This window comes from Glycomyces amatae (assembly GCF_020991375.1).
Lineage (GTDB): Bacteria > Actinomycetota > Actinomycetes > Mycobacteriales > Micromonosporaceae > Glycomyces > Glycomyces amatae.
In genome coordinates this window covers 1-19,861 of record NZ_JAJLQZ010000038.1, presented here as the reverse complement: position 1 = coordinate 19,861, position 19,861 = coordinate 1, and the positions used below count along the sequence as shown (strand labels likewise).

Sequence of the window (19,861 nt, the reverse complement as noted above, 5' to 3'; positions counted from 1 at the left end):
TCCGGGCCGTTACTTCTCCCCGGGCTCCTCGCCCTCGTCCTTGGGGTCGTTGACCGCCAGCTGCTCGAACATCGACGCGTCGAAGTCCTCGAGCGCCTCCGAGACCGTCGCGAACGTCTCCGGGTGCTCCAGGTCCGCCGCCGACGGCATCAGGTCGGGATGCGCCCACACCGCCTCGCGCCCCTCGACGCCCCGCGCCTCGGCGAGCGACTGCCACAGCGTCGTCGCCGCCGCCACCTTCGCCGGGTCGATCTGGAGGCCCACCAGCGCCTCGAACGTCTGCTCCGCCGGGCCGCCGGTCGCGCGCCGCCGCCGGGCCGACTCCATGAGCCGGTCCATCGTCGGCAGGCGCTCGCCCACCGCCTCGGTCACCACGACGTTGATCCAGCCGGTGATGAGCGCCAGCGTCGTCGCCAGGCGCGAGAGCGCCGCCTTCTGCTGCTCGGTCTCCTCGGTCTTGAACACCTCGCCCAGGTCCAGCGTCGCCGCCGCCTCGGGGTCCATCGGGTCCATGCCCGACATGGCCTCCTCGATCGCGGCCTCGTCGATGCGGATCTCCCGCGCGTAGGCCTCCAGCGCCCCCAGCAGGTGCGCGTGCAGCCACGACGCGTGCGTGAACAGCCGGTGCGCCGCCGCCTCGCGCAGCGCCACGAACAGGCGCACCTCCTCGACCGGCAGCTCCAGGCCCTCGGCGTACGCCTTGACGTTCCCCGGCAGCAGCGCCGCGACGCCCGTCCGGCCCAGCGGGATCCCGACTTCGGTCGACGACAGCACCTCACCGGCGAGCTTCGCCAGCGCCTGCCCCATCTGCGCCCCGAACAGCGCCGAGCCGACGCCCTTCATGAGATCGGCCATCGGGCCGAGCATCCCGGCCATCTCCTCGGGCACCAGGGTCTGCATGGCCTCGCCCATCTGGGCCGCGAGCGGCTCGGCCAGCTGCTTCCACGAGTCCTCGGTCCGCGCGATCCACTGCTTGCGCGTCCACGCGTCGGTCGCCGTGACCCCCGAGGGCCAGTTCACGGCCGAGTCGAGCCACAGGTCCGCCAGGCGCACCGCCTCGGCGACCTGCGCCTGCTCGGCGGGGCCGACCACGTTCTCGGCCTCCAACTCGGACTCGGCGAGCTGCTTGGCCAGCTGCCAGTTGACCGGACCGGACGACATCGACTGCGCCATCATCTGCTGCAGCTGCTGCATCATCTGCTGCACCCGCGGGTCGTTCGGGTCGGGCATGTCGCCGCCCAAGTTGCCGAAGCCGAAAGGAATATCGGAGCCCATGCGCCAACCGTACGTCAGGGGAGGGGGCCCAGGCCACGGCCCGCCGATCTGAAACCCTCGCGTTCGCTGCGGGCCGAAACCCGCTCTGGGCTGCGGCATGTAGGCTTCCGCCCATACCGGGTCCCGGGTCGAAAGGATCGCCAAGTGCGAAGGCGTGGAATCACCGTCCTGTTGGGCGCCGTACTGGTGGCGCTGCTGACCTGGCAGTCGCTCTCGATGGACGTCGCCTACGTCGTCTTCAGCCCCGGCCCCACCGAGGACGTCCTCGGCTCCGAGGAGGTCGAGGGCGTCGACCACCAGATCATCAGCGCCGAGAGCGAGTACGACTCGGTCGGGGAGCTGCGCCTGACCACCGTCCGCGTCAAGCAGTCGGTGACCCTCGCCCAGGCCCTGAGCGCCTGGCTGTCCGACGAGTACGCGATCGTCCCGCGCGACCTCGTCTACCCGCCCGGCGAGTCCCAGGAGGACATCGCCGAGGAGCAGGAGGCCGACTGGGCCGAGTCCCAGTCCAACGCCGAGCAGGCCGCGCTCGCCTACCTCGGCGAGCCCGCGTCCATCGCGGTCGTCGCCGACTCCGGCGGCCTGACCGCCGGCGACGTCATCACCGCCGTCGACGGCACCGCCGTGACGTCACTGGCCGAACTCGAGGATTACGCCGAAAGCGAAACCACGGTCACCGTCACCCGCGACGGCGCCCCCGTCGACGTCCCCGGCGTCGTCCTCGGGCAGGCCGAACTGGAGTCCACCCACGCCGACCCGTACGGCATCGAGATCGACACCGAGGCGCTCGACATCGGCGGCCCCTCCGCGGGCCTGATCTTCGCGCTCGGCATCGTCGACCGGGTCACCGAGGGCGATCTGACCGACGGCAGGATCGTCGCCGGGACCGGCGAGATCGATCCTGAAGGGAACGTCGGCGGCATCGGCGGCATCCAGCAGAAGATCAACGGAGCGGCCGAAGCCGGGGCCGAGGTCTTCCTCTCCCCGGCCGTGAACTGTCCGGACGCCGTCACCGTGGCGCCCGAAGACATGACTATTGTCAAAGTCGAGACCCTGGAAGACGCGGTCTCGGCACTGGAGTCCCTAGCGGCCGGCGAGGAAGTCACGACCTGCTGACCTCACCGGCGCCGCGAGACGAGAAGGAGTAGCAGCAGTGGCGAACCGGACGCCCACCCCCCCACGGATGAGCCGACGAGGACGCTACGTCCTGGTCATGCTCGTGGGCGCCATAGTCCTTTTGTCGGTCCTCGGATGGCTCGTGAGCCTCCGCACCGACTACCTCTGGTACGACTCCGTCGGGTACACCCAGGTGTTCTCCACCATGATGTGGACCAGGCTCGGACTGTTCGGCGCCTTCACCCTCGCGATGGCGGCCTGGTGCGGCCTCAACCTCTACCTCGCCTACCGCTTCCGGCCCGACACCTGGCCGGCCACGAGCGAGCAGGAGGGCCTCGAGCGCTACCGCGAGCTCATCTCGCCCCGCGCCGGCTGGTGGATCGGCGGCGTCGCCGTGGTCGTCGGCGTCTTCGCCGGCATGTCCGCCCAGAGCCGCTGGGAGACCTGGCTGCTGTTCCGCAATGGCGGCGAGTTCGACTGGTCCGACCCGGTCCTGAACATGAACGCCGGCTTCTACGTCTTCAAGCTCCCGTTCTGGCAGTTCCTCATCGGCTTCGGCTTCGCCGCGGTCGTCGTCGGCATCCTCGCCTCCCTGAGCGCCTACTACCTCTACGGCGCCCTGCGCTTCTCCGGCACCGGCGACCGCATGACCAACGTCGCGCGCATCCACCTCTCGGTGCTCGTCGCGCTCTTCCTGGGGCTCAAGGCCGTCGCCTACTACTTCGACCGCTACGACTTCACCACCCAGGACAATCCCGTCACCGGCATCGTCGGCGGCGGGTACACCGAGATGACCGCCCTCATGAACGCCAAGAACGCGCTCATCTGGGTCTCCGTCATCGCCGCCGTCGTGATCCTCGTCTTCTCGTGGGGCTTCACCCGCTCGCTCGCCCTGCCCGCCGCGGCCCTCGGCCTCGTCGTGGTCACCGCGATCGCCGCCGGCGGCATCTACCCGGCGGTCGTGCGCAACTTCCAGGTCGAGCCCAACCGGCCCCAGCGCGAGGGCCCCTACGCGCAGCACACCATCGACGGCACCCGCTACGCCTACGGCATGGAGGGGCTGGAGACCAGCACCTACCAGGTCTCCTCCACCCCGGACGCCCAGCAGCTCGCCGACCCCGACAGCCTGCCCCCCACGGACGCGGACCCGGCGACGCCGAACAACGAGAACCCCACGATCAACAACGTGCGCCTCATCGACCCGTTCGTCGTCTCCGACGCCTTCACCCAGGCGCAGCAGCCGCGCAGCTTCTACGACTTCAACGAGAAGCTCGACATCGACCGCTACACCTACACCGACGAGAACGGCCAGGAGGTCACCCAGGACTTCGTCGTCGGCCTGCGCGAGCTCAACCCGAGCCAGCTCACCGACGAGCAGCAGGACTGGACCGTCGCCCACACCGTCTACACGCACGGCTGGGGCTTCGTGTCCGCCTCGACCACCGAGAGCGACAGCGGCGCGCCCTGCTTCACCTCCGGGGTGCTCTCCGACGACGCCGGCAACTGCCAGATCGGCAACGACATCATCGAGGTCGAGAAGCCGCAGATCTACTACGGCCTGCTCAACAACGAGTACGCGATCGTCGGCGTCCCCGAGGGCGAGACGCCCCGCGAGTACGACCGGCCCATCGACGTCGCCGTCAGCGACGACGACGAGGAGGAGGCGCCCGCCGAGGAGATCGGCGACGACCGCTACACCACCTACGAGGGCGACGGCGGCGTCGACATCGGCTCGATCGGGAGCCGCCTGCTCTACGCGTGGGAGTTCCAGGAGCCCCGGTTCCTGCTCTCCGACCAGATCAACGAGGAGTCGCAGCTCCTCTACAACCGGAACGTGCGCGACCGCGTCCAGGAGGTCGCCCCGTTCCTGACCGTCGAGGCCGACCCGTACCCGGCCGTGGTCGACGGCGAGGTCGTGTGGATCGTGGACGGCTACACCACGACCAACGAGTTCCCCTACGCCGACCGCGTGAACCTCGCCGATGCGACGAACGACACCTACTCCGGCCAGGGCGTGGCCAACCAGGACGCCGAGGAGATCAACTACATCCGCTCCTCGGTCAAGGCCGTGGTCAACGCCTACGACGGCTCGGTGACCCTCTACGAGTTCGACGAGGAGGACCCGATCCTCAAGGCCTGGAACTCGATCTACGGCGGCGACCTCGTCGTCCCCAAGGACGAGACCCCGCAGGCCCTCGCCGAGCACTTCCGCTACCCGCAGGACCTGTTCAAGATCCAGCGGAGCCTCCTCCAGCGCTACCACGTGGACGAGGCGCGGACCTTCATCGAGGGCGGCGAGGCCTGGGCGACGCCCTCGGACCCGTCGCAGTCCTCCGAGGTCACCCAGCCGGCCTACTACGTGTACGCGACCTACCCCGACCAGGACGGGCAGGCCTACTTCCAGCTCACCAGCAGCTTCACGCCGAGGAACCGGCCGAACGCGCTGGCGTCGCTCATGTCGGGCTACTACGACGAAAACGGCGATCCGCAGCTGAAGGTCCACGACGTGGTCGGCGGCGACGACCAGTCGGTGCGCCAGATCCACCAGATCATCACCTCCACCTCGGAGGTGGTGACGACGCTGCGCGACGCCCAGCAGGCCGGCACCACCGTGGAGTGGGGCAACCTGCTCGCGCTGCCGGTCGGCGACGGCATCCTCTACCTCGAGCCGATGTACCTGCGCCGGCAGGCCGGCGGCCAGGGCGAGGACCTGCCGCGGCTGACGAACGTGGCGATCAGCTACGGCGGCTACGTGGGCTTCGCGCCGTCCTTCGAGGACGCGCTGGCGATGGTGGTCCAGAAGTACATCGACGGCGCTCCGAAGGAGGCCGAGCAGAACGAGGACGGCGAGGGCACCGAGGGCGAGGAGGCGCCGACCGAGACCCCGTCGGAGACGCCGACCACGGAGGCGCCCACGACCGAGGCCCCGGCTCCGGCCGATCCGCCGGAGGTCGAGGCCGCGATCGAGAACGTGCTCGCCGCGCAGGAGGCCTACGAGGCGGCCCAGGCCTCGGGCACGAACGAGGAGGAGGGCCGCGCGCTCGACGACCTGCTCGCCGCGCTCAACGAGCTCGAGGCCGCGAGGCAGGCCGCGGGCCAGTGATCCCGCAGCAGTAGACGGGAGCGCCCGGCGGCCATCTGGTCCGCTCCCCGCGTTGTCGGCCCTTCGGATACCGCACCGGTATCCGGAGGGCCTTCCGCGTTCGGACCGAACCGTCTCACGGACTCGGACACCGACTCGCCGGGGGCCGTCGACACCCTGGACGGAAGCGCCCGGCGGCCGAACGGCCGCCGGGCGCTTCCGTCCACTGCTTACTGCTCCTCGCCGCCGGGTCCGGGGGTCTCCTCCGACTCGGGCTTGCAGGCCTCGGCGTCGGCGGCGCGCCGGACCGTGATCTGCACCGAGCTCCCCGCCTCGACCTCGCTGCCGCCGCCGGGGGACTGGCGCACGACGCCGCACTTGGCCTCGCCCTCGCCCTCGTACTCGACCGAGGGGTTCAGGCCCGACTCCTCGATCCGCGCGCGGGCCTCGGCCTCGGACTGCGCGACCACGTTCGGCACGGTCGACTTCGCGGGCGGCGGCGGGGCGCTCGACTCGCTCGGGCTCGCCGACCCGCTCGGGTTCAGCGACGGCCCGGCCGATCCCGCCGGGCCCTCCACCGGCGCCGTCGCGCCGTCCTCGGTGGCCGACTCGCTGGGTCCGGGCGAGGCCGTCCCCGCCTCCTCGCCGCCCTCGTCCTCGTCCCACACGCCGCCGTCGCCGTCCTGGCCCTGGAGCTCCGCGCCGACCGCGCCCGACTCGTCGGCCGGCACCGCGCCGGGGCCCTCGGCGCCGCCCCACGGCAGCGTCGTGGCGATCGCGCCGATCACCACGAGCCCCGCGAGCGCCCCGCTCAGGATCAGCCACAGGCGGCGCCTGCTGGGCCGCTCCTCCTCGGCGACCGGCGCGGGGGCGGTCGGCCCGGCGGGCGGCGGCGCGACGGGATGGGCGCCGGTGTACGGCGGCAGCGTGTGCCCGCCGGTGTGCGGGTGCTGCGGGGACAGCTCCCGCGCCGCGGTCCCCGCAGCCCGCCGCCGGTGCGCGCCCGTGTGCGCGCCGGGCGCCTGCGGGCTCTGCTGGGGATCGGGCATCGGCCGGGTCCGGACCGGGCCGGAGGCGCCGCGGCCGGTGAGGACCGCGTCGAGCGTCTCGCGGCAGGCCGCGGCGAGCGCGGCCGCGTCGGGCCAGCGCGCCGACGGGTCCTTCTGGAGCGAGCGCCGCACGATCTCGGCGACCTCGTACGGAATCTCGGCGGGCAGCGGCGGCGGGGCGTTGCGCAGGTGCGCCGAGAGCACCCCGAGCGGGGTGTCGGCGCGGAACGGCGGCGCCCCCGCCAGGCACTGGTGGGCGACGACGCCCAGCGAGTACAGGTCGGAGGCGGGGGCGAGGTTCTCCCCGGCGGCCTGCTCGGGGGACATGTAGGTGACGGTGCCGAGCACGACGCCGGTGGTGGTCAGCGTGAGGTTGTGGCTGACGCGGGCGATCCCGAAGTCCACCAGGACGACCGAGCCGTCGCCGCGGACGAGGATGTTCCCGGGCTTGATGTCGCGGTGGACGACCCCGGCGGCGTGGGCGACGCCGAGCGCCTCGGCGACGCCGCCGACGACGCGCAGCGTGTTCTCGACCGGGAGCTTCCCCCACAGGCCGAGCAGGCGCGAGAGCGGCTTGCCGTCGACGTACTCCATGATGAGGTACGCCAGCTGGGCGTCCTCGTCCTCGATCTCGCCGTAGTCGTAGACCTCGACGACGCCGGGGCCCTGCATGACGGCGATGGCGCGGGCCTCGCGGCGGAAGCGCTCGCGGAAGCCGCGGTCGTCGACGAGGTCGGCGAGGAGCACCTTGACCGCGACGGTCCGCCACAGGGTCGTGTCGGTGCCCTCCCAGACGTCGCCCATACCGCCGCCGCCTATGCGGCGTTCGAGCCGGTACCGCCCGTCCAGGACATCGCCTGTCTTGAGGTTGCGAGTGCTCAGCATCGCGCGGCTTTCCCCTTCGCGGCGTAGCCGGTAAGCCGTGAATTCGCCTTCACGGCGCAGCCTGCGAGTCGCAAATTCGCCTTCACGGCGCAGCTTGCGAGTCGTCGATTCGCCTAGAGTCGGATCATCTCTGAGGTCTAACGACCGGGGGCGGCTGAGGCTACGCGCTGGACCGGGCGAACTTGGGCCCGGAAGGGGGAAAGGCGGCGCCGCGTACCGTGCGCGGCGCCGCGTCCTGGGGCTAGTGCTGGTCGGCGTCGACGCCGCTGAGCGCGAGGACGCGGGGGGAGTCGTCCGGGGCGGGCGCTTCGGCGCGCTCCCGGGCGGGGGGCCGGTTGACGGCCTGGCCGAGCTGGCCGTCCCAGCAGGCCCACGAGTGGCACGGCCAGGACTGTCCGCAGTGCCCGCACACGGGGTGCTTGGCGTCCCGCTGGTCGAGCGCGGGCGTGTGGCGCTTCCACCAGCGCGCCTGGACGCGCCAGAGGCTCGGCACCAGCACCTCGCTGGGCGGCTCGTCCGGCGGAGGATTCTCGAGTGTGTACGGACTGCGCAACGCAGGCTGCCTTTCCGGTGTTCGAATCGTGCCGAACTCCTTGCGGCCCTAAGTAAACGGGCCCGGGAGTCCGGATGGGACTTGGTCGATGCCGAGTCGCGGTGTCGAATCGGTACAGTCGGGGGAGGCGGATGGCCCCTCCGTAGAGTAGAATTGCACATGCAGATTTTGGATGCAAGAGGTATAACCGGATCGGGTGGCTGTTCCCCCAGCCGCGAGTGACCGCTGCGGACGCGACCGGATGAGCGGCCAGAAGTCCTCAGCCTACGGTGCGTCCTCACCGAATCCGGAGAAATCAGGGTGTCAAATGGGTACAGCGAACGACAACGCTGAGAGCGATCTGCCGAAGAAGTTGGGAGGCAAGGCGATGCCTTCGAGCGGCAGCCCCACCGTACGCCGGCGCCGCGCCGGGAAGATCCTGCGGGAACTGCGCGAGAAGTCCGGCAAGGACGCCAACGACGCGGCCGACGCCCTGGAGGTCACCAGCTCCACGATCTACCGCATGGAGCTCGGTCGCGTGGGCATCAAGCCCCGCGACGTCCAGGCCCTGGTCGAGGTCTACGGGGTCGACGACGCCGACCTCGTCGAGGAGCTCGTGCGTCTGGCCCGCGACGGCCGCAAGCGCGGCTGGTGGGCCCGCTACTCCGACACCATCTCGCCCCCGTACGCGACCTATGTGGGCCTGGAGCAGGACGCCTCCAGCCTGAACCTGTACGACGGCCTGATCATCAACGGCCTCCTCCAGACCCGCGAGTACGCCAAGGCGACCTTCAGCATGGTCCCCGAGCAGTCGCAGCGCTACCGCGAGCAGCGGATCGACCTGCGCATGGAGCGCCAGCAGCGCCTGCGCAGCGACCTGAAGATCTGGAACGTCATCGACGAGGCCGCGGTGCGCCGCGTCCTGGGCGGGCCGAAGGTCATGATCGACCAGCTCCAGAACCTGCTCGAGCTCGGCTCGCTGCCGAACGTGCACCTCCAGGTGCTGCCCTTCGAGGGCGGCGCCTACCCGGGGATGCTGTCCTCGTTCACGATCCTCGGCTTCGGCCCCCTCGAGGACGAGGTCGACCCCGGCTACCGCCACCCCGACGTGGTCTACATCGAGGGCCACAACGGCGACGTCTACGAGGAGGGGGCCGACGTGCAGCCCTTCCACGAGATCTTCGGCTACCTCCGCTCCGCCGCGCTCGACCCCGGCCGCAGCCTGGAGTTCATCGAGCGGCAGGCGCACCACCTCAAATCCCTGTAGGGGGTTCGCGGACACGCCCTGGGCGCAGTGCGAGGGGGCGGGCACCTGTTTCGATGTCCGCCCCCTCGCCCGTCCCTCTTACTTGCCTGACGTCCGCAGCAGCGAGAGCCAGTCGGCTCGGCTGGCGCGCAGGATCGGGCTCACCGTCAGCTTGGTGTCCCTGATCTCCACGGCCGCTTCCGCGAGCCTGGCCTCAACGCAGGCCCCGTTGGGACCTGACCTGCTGCTCTTCCTCCATGTGTGGGTCAACATGGATCTCCTCCTTCCTAGGAGCATTCGAGTCCCCAGGACGCTGTCGAGCTTAGCCAGCGCGAGGCAAGTGAAACGTCGACTATCCGTCACTGACAGGTTTCGGATAGGGCTTCGGCCGCCTTCACCAGTGCGGCGTACCGCAGACGCGCCCGGGGCTGCCGGGCTCGATTTGGACGGTCGCGTGCGCGATGCCGAAGCGTTCTGCCAGCGTGTGCTGGGCGTGGCCGAGCACGGCGCCGGGATCGGCGTCCGACGCCAGCGCGAGGTGCACCGTGGCGACCTCCATACCCGAAGTCAATGTCCACAGATGGAGGTCGTGAACCTCTTTCACTCCATCGAGTGTCGCCAGCGAGTCCTCGACCGCTTCGACGTCGACCGCCTTCGGCGCCTGCTGGAGGAGGATGCGCAGCGCGTCGCGCCCGAGCCGGTAGGCGCGCGGCAGGATGAACAGGCCCACGCCCACCGCGACGACGCTGTCGGCCGCGTACCAGCCGGTGAGGGCGATGACGGCGGCCGCGACGATGACGCCGACCGAGGCGAGGGCGTCGCCGAGCACCTCGAAGTAGGCGCCGCGCACGTTGATCGACTCCTCGGCCGCCGAACGCAGGAGCAGCAGCGAGGCGATGTTGGCCGCGAGGCCGAAGACGGCGACGGCGAGCATCGGGCCCGACTCGATCTCCGGCTGCTCCCCGAGGCGCCGGACGGCCTGCACGATCACGAACCCGGCGACGCCGAACAGCAGCACCGTGTTCGCCAGGGCCGCCAGGACCTCGAGGCGGTACATGCCGAAGGTCCGCCGGGGCCCGCCGCCGGCGCGCCGGACGGCGATGATCGCGGCCAGGGCCATGGCGATCCCCAGGGCGTCCCCGGCCATGTGCGCGGCGTCCGAGAGCAGCGCCAGCGAGCCGGTGTACCAGGCGGCGGCCACTTCGACGAGCATCACCGACACCGCCAGCGCGAGGGCGAGCCAGAGCCGCCCCCGGTGGCGCGCGCCGAGCGAGGCGGCACCGGCGTGCGAGTGGTCGTGGCCCATGCGGGCGCCTCCTTCGCTGCGTGCGGTCCGCCTCGCCGCGGCGGACCCGGTTCCGACGGAGGGGTCCCCGCCACCACCACATGCTAACATGCGTACTTTTGCATATTACTGCGGTGGTCGAAACGCCGCAGTGGCCGAACCGACGCCGTGAATCCGGCTTCACCCGCCCGCCTCCTGGGTACCCGAGCCGGTGACCGGCCCTCCCGGAGCCCTACGCCGCGAGTCGCTTTCCCCAGAATTCACGAGAACGCCGCTCCAGGGGGACTTTCACAATTGGAGGGCCGGAATGGAATAATATTCAGACAAGCATCAACAGCACTGGTCACGGGGGGTGACGATGAAAGACGCCATTGAAACCTCTGCCATCGCGTTCATCACGATCGTCGCGATCGTCCTCATATTCGCCGCGGTCCTCGGGCTGCGCTCTGCCGTGGAGACCAGGCGCCGCCGAAAAACCCGGGCCAAGACCGACGCCGAAGCCTGGACCGAACTGCTCGGCAACCAGCTCCACATCGCGCCGGCCTCGGTCGGCGACACCGAAGCGGCCGCGGCCCTCGACCGCGCCCGCAAACTCCACCACGGTGCAGTGGAGAAGCTCAAGACCGCCAAGAAGACCAAGCAGTTCGAGCGCATCCGCACCTACGCGCTCGCCGGACTGCACAACCTGAACATCGTGCGGCGACGACTCGGCAAGGCACCGGGACCCCAGGGCCCCATCCCCTTCAACGCCGCCGCGCCGAAGACGTCCAAACGAGACGACAACATCCGCGACATCGCCACCGGCCCGTCCACCGGACTGCCCTTCTAACGGCGGAGCGGTACCGGACCGACACCATTCGCGAGGCGGCGAACACGAAAAGGGGCGACTCGAACGAGTCGCCCCTTTCCCGCGCCCGACTACTCGGACGCCTGCTTCCGCGGCGACAGCAGGTCGAAGACCCACATCGCCAGCCACACGATGATCGCGCCCCAGAACGCCGACCAGAACCCGTCCACGGCGAACCCCAGCGACAGCTGCTCCGACACCCAGCCGGTCAGCCAGAACATCAAGGCGTTCACCACCAGCCCGAACAGGCCCAGCGTCAGCACGTACAGCGCGCAGCCGACCGCCATGATGATCGGCTTCACGAACGTGTTCACCGCCGTGAAGATCAACGCGACCACCACCAGCGACAAGAACTTCGCCAGCGCCGAGTCGCCGTACAACGAAATCCCGCTCACGATCCACGTCGCGAGCCACAGCGCCAGGGCCGTGACGATGAGCCGCACCAGAAACCTCATGGCGCCAGTATCGCCGCCGAGCCGCCCCCGCGTCCAGTTTCCGCCAAGTCGACCGGCTCACCGCGTGGCCGTGCCGGGCCCGCGCATTCACGGCCCGTTCACCGCAGATCGAGCCCGAGGCCATCCGCCGCGCCTATATTCGCGGCAGTCCCGACCGCTTCCCGCCCTCCCCGGCAGAAGGAGACACCATGAGCGACCCGGCACTGCCGGCAGTCGGCCGCACCGTCGATCCCCGGCGGATCGGCCCGGCCCACCAGCCCGCCCCCCAGCGCCACCCCGGCGCCCTCGGCAACGCCACGGTCTTCGACATCAACGACGTCAACGTCTACTACGGCTCCTTCCGCGCCGTCAAGAACGTCAACTTCACCGTCGCCAAGAACGAGATCACCGCCCTCATCGGCCCCTCCGGCTGCGGCAAGTCCACGCTCCTGCGCTCGCTCAACCGCATGAACGACCTCGTCCCCGGGGCCCGCGTCGAGGGCACCGTCGCCTACCACGGCAAGGACATCTACGAGCCCGGCGTCGACCCCGTCGAGGTCCGCCGCCGCATCGGCATGGTCTTCCAGAAGGCCAACCCCTTCCCCAAGTCCATCTACGACAACGTCGCCTACGGCCCCAAGATCCACGGCGTCGCCCGCTCCGAACGCGACGGCATCGTCGAGGACTCCCTCCGCAAGGCCGCCCTCTGGGACGAGGTCAAGGACAAGCTCAAGCAGAGCGCCCTGGCCCTCTCCGGCGGCCAGCAGCAGCGCCTGTGCATCGCGCGCACCATCGCGCTGGCGCCCGAGGTCGTCCTCATGGACGAGCCGTGCTCGGCCCTCGACCCGATCGCGACCGCCCGCATCGAGGAGCTCATGGTCGACCTCGCCCGGCAGTTCACGATCGTGATCGTCACCCACAACATGCAGCAGGCCGCGCGCGTCTCCGACAAGACCGCGTTCTTCTCCACCGAGGTCAACGAGGTCAGCGACACCCGCACCGGCGTCCTCGTCGAGTTCGACGACACCCAGCGGATCTTCACCACCCCCTCCGACGAGCGCACCGAGAACTACGTCACCGGCCGCTTCGGTTAGGACTCGTTCGCCGCCGCGGCCCGGCGGGGCCCGCCGAGAGAAAATCTGAGCGGCGGATCCCTCGTCGCAAGTACCGCTCCGGATTCGTACCAGCTCCTCACGATCCTTGTCAGATTTCCACTCGAAGGGCCCGTCCCGCATGGGACGGGCCCTTCGACGTGAAGCGGCCCCCGCACCGGACGGTGCGGGGGCCGAGAGACCGGCTGCTTCGCGCTAGCGCTTGTCGATCGCGAAACGCGAGGCGATGATCCGGGACAGGATCGTGAACAGGAAGACGATCGCGATGAGCGTCAGGGCCGCACCCCAGGCCCGCTCCTGCGAGGCGTCGAACGGCTGGGTCGCGTTGCGGTAGATCTGCGCCGCGAGCGTCGTGTTCTCGCCGTAGAACAGGTCGGGCTTGTAGATGTAGGTCAGCCCCACGGTGACGATGATCGGCGCGGTCTCGCCCGCGGCGCGGGCCACGGCCAGCAGCGCGCCCGAGGTGATCCCCGACGAGGCCGTCGGCAGCACCACCGTCATCGTCGTCCGCCACTTGCGCGCGCCCAGGCCCGCGGAGGCCTGCCGCAGCTCGTCCGGCACCAGCCGCAGCATCTCCTCGGCCGAGCGGATCACGATCGGCAGCATCAGGCACGCCAGCGCCAGCGCGCCCGCGAACCCGAGCTTCTCGCCGATGACCACCACGTACGCGACGTAGATGAACAGGCCCATGACGATCGAGGGCACACCGGTCATGACGTCGGCCATCGTCCGGATGAACTTCGCCAGCGGCTTGTTCTTCCCGTACTCGTTCAGGTACACCGCGCCGAACACGCCGATCGGGACGGCGATGAGCGCCGCCATGCCCGTGATCGTGAGCGTGCTCAGGATCGCCGGGCCCATGCCCGGGCCCTCGGTGCGGTAGTTGCGCGGGATCTCCTCGGTGAACCAGTCCAGGCTCATCGCGGAGCTGCCCCGCGACAGGACCTCCCAGGCGACCAGGACCAGCGGCAGGGCCGCGACGAGCACGCACAGGCCGATGGCGAGCGTCGCGGTGCGGTTGGCGAAGGCCCGCCGCTTGGACAGGTTGCGGCCGGACAGGTCCGGCGGCGTCGACGTGGTGAGGCTCGTCATGAGTGCGCCCCCTTCATCTTGATCTCCGCGCGGCGGACCACCACGCGGGCGAGGAAGTTGATGATGACGGTGATCGCGAACAGCTCGACGCCGATGGCGATGAGCGCGTCCGTGTGCAGGCCGCTGGACTCGCCCCACTGCTGCGCGATGATCGCCGCCATCGTGTTGCCGGGCTCGAACAGGTTGGCGGACATCGACACCGAGCCTCCGATGACCAGCGCCACCGCGATGGTCTCGCCCATCGCCCGGCCCAGGCCCAGCATCGAGGCGCCCACCAGGCCCCCGAAGGAGTGGGGGAGGATCGCGCCCTTGACCATCTCCCAGCGGGTCGCGCCGAGCGCGTACGCCGCCTGCTTGTCGGTCTCGGGGACGGTCGCGAAGACCTCCCGCGCGATCGAGGTGATGATCGGGATCGCCATGATCGCCAGCACCAGGCTCGCGGTGATGTAGTTGCGGCCGGTGTTGGTCTCGTCGAAGACCGCGTTCAGGCCCGGCACCGGCGCCACCAGGTCGGCGAACCACTGGTACGCCGGGGTGATCGCCGGCACCACCACCAGGACGCCGACCAGGCCGAACACCACCGAGGGCACGGTGGCGAGCAGGTCGATGACGGTGACGATGTACTTGCGGGCGCGCCGGTGGGCCACCTCGGTGATGAACAGCGCGATGCCGATCGACACCGGCACCGCGATGATCATCGCGATGACCGAGGTCACCAGCGTCCCGTACAGCATCGGGAAGGTGCCGAAGACGTCGTCGTTGGGCGCCCAGCGGGTGCCGAACATGAAGCCGAACGGGCCCTCCTCGCTGAACGCGGGCCAGGCGCGCACGGAGGTCGTGACCAGGATCAGGCCCAGCACGATGAGGACGGTGAGCCCCGCCAGGGTCACCAGGGCCCGGAAGCCCCGGTCGGTCCGGCGGGCGCGGGCCTCGCCGCCGAGGTCGACCTCGGCGGGGGCTTCAGGGGTTGCCGTAGCGGTCAAGGTTCTCACTCCGGTTTCGTCAGCGGAACGGCCGAAAACCCCAGCGGCGCTGGGCCGGTGGGGTGATCGGATCCGGGGTTCCTAGTCGGCAATCGTCGAGTTCAGGGCTTCGAGGGCCTGCTCCTGCAGACCCGCGGGCAGCGCCGCGAAGTCGGCCTCGGCTGCCAGTTCCTGGCCGTCGGTCAGCAGGTATTCGACGAACTCCTTGACACCCGCGGCGATGTCCGCGTCCTCGTACTCGGTGCGGATGAGGAGGTAGGTCGGCGCGGTGATCGGGTAGGCCTCGGCACCGGCCGCGTTCAGCGGGTTGTAGGACAGGTCGTCCTCGACCACGGCGCCGTCGAGCGCGGCGGTCGCGCCCTCCAGCGACGGGGCGACGAAGGCGCCGTCGGCGTTCTCGACGGCGGCGGTCACGAGGCCCACCTCGTTGGCGTCGGCGAGGTCGACGTAGCCGATCGCGCCCTCGGTGTCCTGGATGACCTGGGCCACGCCGGTGTTCTTCTCACCGGCGACGGCGTTGCCGGGCCACTCGATGGTGTCGCCCGAGCCGAGGGTCCACGCCTCGGTGGCCTCGTCGAGGAACTTCGAGAAGTTGGTGGTGGTGCCCGAGCCGTCCGAGCGCACCGCGAGGGTGATCGCCGTGTCGGGCAGGGTCGCCTCCGGGTTCGCCGCGGCGATCGCCGGGTCGTTCCAAGCGGTGATGTCGCCCTGGAAGATCCCCGCGAGGGTCTCCTGGTCGATCTGGAGACCGTCCACGCCCGGCAGGTTGTAGGACACGGTGATCGGGGCGGCCACGGTCGGGATGTACTGGAAGGACCCCGCCTCGACGCCGTCGTCGTCGCCGACGAGCGAGTCGGTGCCCGCGAAGTCGTTCAGGCCCTCGCCGAACTCCGACTTGCCCGTGCCCGAGCCGGTCGCGTTGTAGGTCACCATGAGGTCCGGGTTCACCTCGGCGTACGCCTCGATGGCCGTCGCGTAGAAGGCGTCGGGGAAGCTGGCGCCCGAGGCGTTGAGCTCACCGGAGGCCAGGTCGCCCGAGCCGCCCTCGTCATCGCTGCCGCCACCGCCGCAGGCGGCCATGCTCATGGCCAGGGCGCCCGCGGTGAGGGTGCCGAAAATGGTCCGGCGGTTCAGTTTCATGTTCACAGCTGGTCTCTACTCCGTCTCCCGGGCTGGACCCGGGTCACTGCTTCACTGTCCGAGACCCATGAAAGCCAGACCCGGTGTTCACCTGCTGACTTGGAGTTGAACTCGAGGTGAACGACTGAGCGCGATTCACAACTGGATCGTCACGCACGGCTGTGAGCAGGGAGTTTAACCGAGCCTCGGCCCGGCTGTGACCAGACCGTTATGAACGGTCGAGGTGGACGTCACCGGTGACCAGGTACACCACCTGATGCGAGATGCGCACCGCGTGGTCCCCGAACCGCTCGAAGAACCGCGCCAGCAGCGCCGCGTCCACCGCCGCCTGCGGCCCGTACCCCAGCGTCGGCAGCTGGTCGTGGACCCGCTGCTGGATCGCGTCCAGCTCGTCGTCGTCCAGCCCCATCTGCGTCGCCTGCAGGTGGTCGTGCTCCTCCAGGATCCCCACCAGCTTCTGCGAGATCCGCACCGCCGCCGCGCCCATCGCCGCGAAGTCCACCCGCAGGGAATCGGGGATCACCGGCGCCGGCGCGCGCAGCAGCACCGACTTCGCCACGTGCTTCGCCAGGTCGCCCATGCGCTCCAGGTCCACCGAGATCCGCACCGCGCCCAGCACGAACCGCAGGTCGGCCGCCACCGGGTCGTACTGCGTCATCAGCTCCACGATCCGGTCGTCGACCCTGAACTGGAGCGCGTTGACCTCGTCGTCGGCCGCCACCACCGCCTCGGCGGCCGCCGTGTCGCCCTCCAGCAGCGCCGCCCCCGCCTGCTCGACCGCATCGGCCACACGCCGGGCCATCTCGACCAGGAGCTCATTGAGATCGTCGAGGTGCTGATGGAACGCGTTCGCCATAGTGGACCAATCTCGGAGAGGGAGGAACCGGATACGCGCAGCGTAGTGGCCACGCCAAGTCTAGACTCGGTTGGCCCCTCGCGGCCTGCGCGAATGCGCAAACGCCGGGCGTACACCACTGGAACAACGGCGTTAGAGTGAGGAACAAGCACGAACGATCCATGGAGCAGACGAGATGAGCTACCCCTCGCAGCCGGGCTACCCGACGCCGCAGTACGGCCAGCCGCAACCACCCGGTCAGCGGCAGAACAACCTGTGGCTCATCGGCGGCGCGATCGTGGTCATCCTCGTCATCATCATGACCGTGATCCTGCTCGTGGTGCAGCGCACCGCCGACACCGACTCGAGCGACGGCGGCGAGACCGGCGGTGAGACCGGGGGCGAAACGGACGGCGAGACCGACGGTGAGACCGACGGCGGCGACGGCACCGACCTCGCGGCCACCGAGCTGAACTCCGCGGCCTGCGACGCCTTCGACCTCACCTCGTTCGAGGAGACCTTCGGTCCCTACGACCCCGACGAGATCTACCGCTCCGAGTCCACCACCGACGGCCTGTCCTCGCTGAGCTGCACTTACTACAACGAGGACTTCACCTCGGTGAGCCTGCGCATCAACGACTACGACTCCGCCACGGACGCCGCGTACTGGGTCGAGTCCGACGCCGACTACTACAACGAGGAGAACGGCTACACGTACGCCGAGTACACCGAATACGGCGACGCCGGCAGCCTCTACTACTCGACCGACACCTCCTCCACCTCGATCACCCTCCACGTCGCCATCGGGAGCCTCGAGGTCTCGGCCTCCACGATCCTGTACTCGAACGAGTCCATCGAGCAGGACCCCGCCACCGCCGTGATGGCGGACCTCATCGCCCAGAGCGGCGACCTGTTCGCCGACTACACGTAGACGGAAGGGCCCGGCGGCCGATCGGCCGCCGGGCCCCGCACATCGCTCCGGAGAAACCAAAAGAGGCCCTGTGACCAGGACCTCTGTGTGGTGCGCCGCCAGGGACTCGAACCCCGAACCCGCTGATTAAGAGTCAGCTGCTCTGCCAGTTGAGCTAGCGGCGCTTGATGATCGACCTCCACCGAGCGTTTCCGCCGGTGTCCGTCGCACGAGGAGAAACTTTAGCATGTGCCGCGGGCACCGGCTCCAGGGGTCCCCGCGGTAGCTACCCTTGACCGGTGACAAGTTTCGTAGACCGAGTAAATCTCCAGGTCATTGCCGGCAAAGGTGGCAACGGCTGCGTGTCGGTCCACCGTGAGAAGTTCAAGCCGCTCGGCGGCCCCGACGGCGGTAACGGCGGCCACGGAGGTGATGTGGTCTTCGTCGTAGACCCCAACGTGCACACCCTGCTCGACTTCCACTTCCAGACCCGCCTCCAAGGCGGCAACGGCAAGCACGGCCAGGGTTCCAACCGCGACGGCGCCACCGGCGAGTCCATCCGCGTCGCCGTCCCCAACGGCACCGTGATCTACGCCGGCGGCGAGGTCCTCGCCGACCTCACCGGCGACGGCACCGAGATCACGGTCGCCGAAGGCGGCCGCGGCGGCCGCGGCAACCGCGCCCTCGTCAGCTCCAAGCGCAAGGTCCCCGGCTTCGCCGAACTGGGGGAGGCCGGCGACGAGCTCGCCGTCACCCTCGAGCTCAAGAGCGTCGCCGACGTCGGCCTCGTGGGCTTCCCCTCCGCCGGGAAGTCCTCCCTCATCGCCGCGATGTCGGCCGCCCGGCCGAAGATCGCCGACTACCCGTTCACGACCCTGACCCCGAACCTGGGCGTCGTCTCCGCGGGCGAGACCACCTACACCATCGCGGACGTGCCGGGCCTCATCCCGGGAGCCGCGGCCGGCAAGGGCCTCGGCCTCGAGTTCCTGCGCCACATCGAGCGCTGCGCCGTCCTCGCGCACGTGGTCGACACCGCCAACCTCGAATCCGACCGCGACCCGGTCTCCGACATCGAGGCCCTGGAGCACGAACTCATCGAGTACGGGGGCCTCGCCGACCGGCCCCGCATCATCGTCCTCAACAAGGTCGACCTTCCGGACGGCCGCGAACTGGCCGACTACGTCAGCGGCGACCTCGCGAAGTTCGGCTGGCCCGTCTACGCGGTCAGCGCCGTCAGCCGCGAAGGGCTGAAGGAACTGAACTTCGCCTTCGCGAGGGAAGTGGTGGAGTACCGCGAGGCGCAACCGCCGATCGAGGCGACCCGCACCGTCATCCGCCCGGCCGCCGTCGACGACTCGGGCTTCGAGATCCAGCAGGTGACGCCTGCCTACGAGGGCGACGTCGAGTTCGTCGTCACCGGCGCCAAGCCCGAACGCTGGATCCGCCAGACGAACTTCGAGAACGAGGAGGCCGTCGGCTACCTCGCCGACCGCCTCGCCAACCTCGGCATCGAGGACGCGCTCGCGAAGCGGGGCGCGATACCGGGCTCGATCGTGCGCATCGCCGACTACGAGTTCGAGTGGCAGCCGACCGACCCGAACGTCGTCGCCACGGTCGGCCCCCGCGGCACCGACGCCCGGTTCGAGATGAACGACCGCAAGGGCGCCGACGAACGCCTCGCCGAGCGCAAGGAGCGCCGCTCCGAACTGCTCGAGCGGGTCGCGAAAGAGGAGGAAGCGAGGGGCAAACGCCGCAAGCGCTGAGTCCGTTACCGGACTGAGCTGCGAAAACGCGGGGTTTGCAAGGGTGTGGCGCCGAGCACGCACCCCCCTTGCAAACCCCGGTTTCCAGTCGCGTAAATTTGTCTTTGCCCGAGGGGGAAACGGACAGGAAAGCCGAAAGGCCCTGGCCCAGAACCAAAGAGGCAAAACTCCGAACGAATCGATCGGGGGCCTAAAACGGCCCGAAAACCGGTCTGGTAAGTTGCTGGAGCCGCTCCGGTCGGAGAGGGAACTTCTAAGAGTTTCTATCTGATTGA

At 69.7% G+C, this 19,861-nt stretch carries 17 protein-coding genes and 1 tRNA gene; 7 read left to right on the top strand and 11 right to left on the bottom strand.

Going from position 1 to position 19,861, the window contains the following annotated elements:
- Positions 1-9: 9 nt before the first annotated feature.
- Positions 10-1,275 carry a zinc-dependent metalloprotease gene (locus tag LO763_RS27795; RefSeq protein ID WP_230791674.1) on the bottom strand — a complete coding sequence of 422 codons (1,266 nt, stop codon included), beginning with the start codon at positions 1,273-1,275 and terminating at the stop codon, positions 10-12.
- A 144-nt stretch (positions 1,276-1,419) separates the two neighbouring features.
- Between LO763_RS27795 and LO763_RS27790 the strand changes: the two genes are divergently transcribed.
- Positions 1,420-2,391, top strand: coding sequence for a YlbL family protein (locus tag LO763_RS27790; protein WP_230791672.1), 972 nt, complete (start codon positions 1,420-1,422; stop codon positions 2,389-2,391).
- 67 nt (positions 2,392-2,458) lie between these two features.
- Positions 2,459-5,494 carry a UPF0182 family membrane protein gene (locus LO763_RS27785; RefSeq protein WP_230791670.1) on the top strand — a complete coding sequence of 1,012 codons (3,036 nt, stop codon included), beginning with the start codon at positions 2,459-2,461 and terminating at the stop codon, positions 5,492-5,494.
- Between the two features lie 209 nt (positions 5,495-5,703).
- Here the strand turns inward: LO763_RS27785 and LO763_RS27780 are convergent, their stop codons facing one another.
- Together LO763_RS27780 and LO763_RS27775 are read right to left on the bottom strand one after the other, a co-directional pair.
- A complete protein-coding gene (locus tag LO763_RS27780) occupies positions 5,704-7,407 on the bottom strand; it encodes a serine/threonine-protein kinase (RefSeq protein ID WP_230791663.1) in 1,704 nt (567 codons plus the stop codon).
- A gap of 241 nt (positions 7,408-7,648) precedes the next feature.
- Complete coding sequence (locus tag LO763_RS27775; RefSeq protein WP_230791661.1) at positions 7,649-7,960, bottom strand: hypothetical protein; 312 nt, start codon at positions 7,958-7,960, stop codon at positions 7,649-7,651.
- A 307-nt stretch (positions 7,961-8,267) separates the two neighbouring features.
- Here LO763_RS27775 and LO763_RS27770 point away from each other — a divergent pair, with 307 nt between their 5' ends.
- Positions 8,268-9,206 carry a helix-turn-helix domain-containing protein gene (locus LO763_RS27770; protein WP_230791659.1) on the top strand — a complete coding sequence of 313 codons (939 nt, stop codon included), beginning with the start codon at positions 8,268-8,270 and terminating at the stop codon, positions 9,204-9,206.
- Positions 9,207-9,284: 78 nt separating this feature from the next.
- Here LO763_RS27770 and LO763_RS27765 read toward each other — a convergent pair whose 3' ends face one another.
- Positions 9,285-9,458, bottom strand: coding sequence for a DUF397 domain-containing protein (locus tag LO763_RS27765; protein ID WP_230791657.1), 174 nt, complete (start codon positions 9,456-9,458; stop codon positions 9,285-9,287).
- Between the two features lie 121 nt (positions 9,459-9,579).
- Positions 9,580-10,491, bottom strand: a complete 912-nt coding sequence (locus LO763_RS27760) for a cation diffusion facilitator family transporter (RefSeq protein ID WP_230791655.1) — start codon at positions 10,489-10,491, stop codon at positions 9,580-9,582.
- A 337-nt stretch (positions 10,492-10,828) separates the two neighbouring features.
- On the opposite strand from LO763_RS27760, the gene LO763_RS27755 reads away from it, so the two are divergent.
- Positions 10,829-11,299, top strand: a complete 471-nt coding sequence (locus LO763_RS27755) for a hypothetical protein (RefSeq protein WP_230791653.1) — start codon at positions 10,829-10,831, stop codon at positions 11,297-11,299.
- Between the two features lie 89 nt (positions 11,300-11,388).
- On the opposite strand, the gene LO763_RS27750 is transcribed toward LO763_RS27755, so the two are convergent.
- Complete coding sequence (locus LO763_RS27750; protein WP_230791651.1) at positions 11,389-11,772, bottom strand: phage holin family protein; 384 nt, start codon at positions 11,770-11,772, stop codon at positions 11,389-11,391.
- 188 nt (positions 11,773-11,960) lie between these two features.
- Between LO763_RS27750 and pstB the strand changes: the two genes are divergently transcribed.
- Positions 11,961-12,845 carry a phosphate ABC transporter ATP-binding protein PstB gene (pstB, locus tag LO763_RS27745; protein ID WP_230791641.1) on the top strand — a complete coding sequence of 295 codons (885 nt, stop codon included), beginning with the start codon at positions 11,961-11,963 and terminating at the stop codon, positions 12,843-12,845.
- 213 nt (positions 12,846-13,058) lie between these two features.
- Here the strand turns inward: pstB and pstA are convergent, their stop codons facing one another.
- From pstA to phoU, 4 genes are all read right to left on the bottom strand, one after another.
- Positions 13,059-13,955: a phosphate ABC transporter permease PstA gene (gene pstA / locus LO763_RS27740; protein ID WP_230791639.1), complete on the bottom strand. Its 897-nt coding sequence runs from the start codon at positions 13,953-13,955 to the stop codon at positions 13,059-13,061.
- A complete protein-coding gene (gene pstC, locus LO763_RS27735; protein WP_439650327.1) occupies positions 13,952-14,947 on the bottom strand; it encodes a phosphate ABC transporter permease subunit PstC in 996 nt (331 codons plus the stop codon). The genes pstA and pstC overlap by 4 nt, the downstream gene beginning before the upstream one ends.
- A gap of 72 nt (positions 14,948-15,019) precedes the next feature.
- Complete coding sequence (gene pstS, locus LO763_RS27730; RefSeq protein ID WP_230791693.1) at positions 15,020-16,078, bottom strand: phosphate ABC transporter substrate-binding protein PstS; 1,059 nt, start codon at positions 16,076-16,078, stop codon at positions 15,020-15,022.
- A gap of 208 nt (positions 16,079-16,286) precedes the next feature.
- The gene (gene phoU, locus LO763_RS27725) at positions 16,287-16,934 is read right to left on the bottom strand and encodes a phosphate signaling complex protein PhoU (RefSeq protein WP_230791635.1); all 648 of its coding nucleotides are present in this window, start codon (positions 16,932-16,934) and stop codon (positions 16,287-16,289) included.
- Positions 16,935-17,109: 175 nt separating this feature from the next.
- On the opposite strand from phoU, the gene LO763_RS27720 reads away from it, so the two are divergent.
- Positions 17,110-17,844, top strand: coding sequence for a hypothetical protein (locus LO763_RS27720; protein WP_230791626.1), 735 nt, complete (start codon positions 17,110-17,112; stop codon positions 17,842-17,844).
- Positions 17,845-17,932: 88 nt separating this feature from the next.
- On the opposite strand, the gene LO763_RS27715 is transcribed toward LO763_RS27720, so the two are convergent.
- Positions 17,933-18,008 (bottom strand) — tRNA-Lys (locus LO763_RS27715).
- Between the two features lie 114 nt (positions 18,009-18,122).
- Here LO763_RS27715 and obgE point away from each other — a divergent pair.
- Positions 18,123-19,586: a GTPase ObgE gene (gene obgE, locus LO763_RS27710; RefSeq protein ID WP_369432107.1), complete on the top strand. Its 1,464-nt coding sequence runs from the start codon at positions 18,123-18,125 to the stop codon at positions 19,584-19,586.
- The last annotated feature ends 275 nt before the right edge of the window (positions 19,587-19,861 follow it).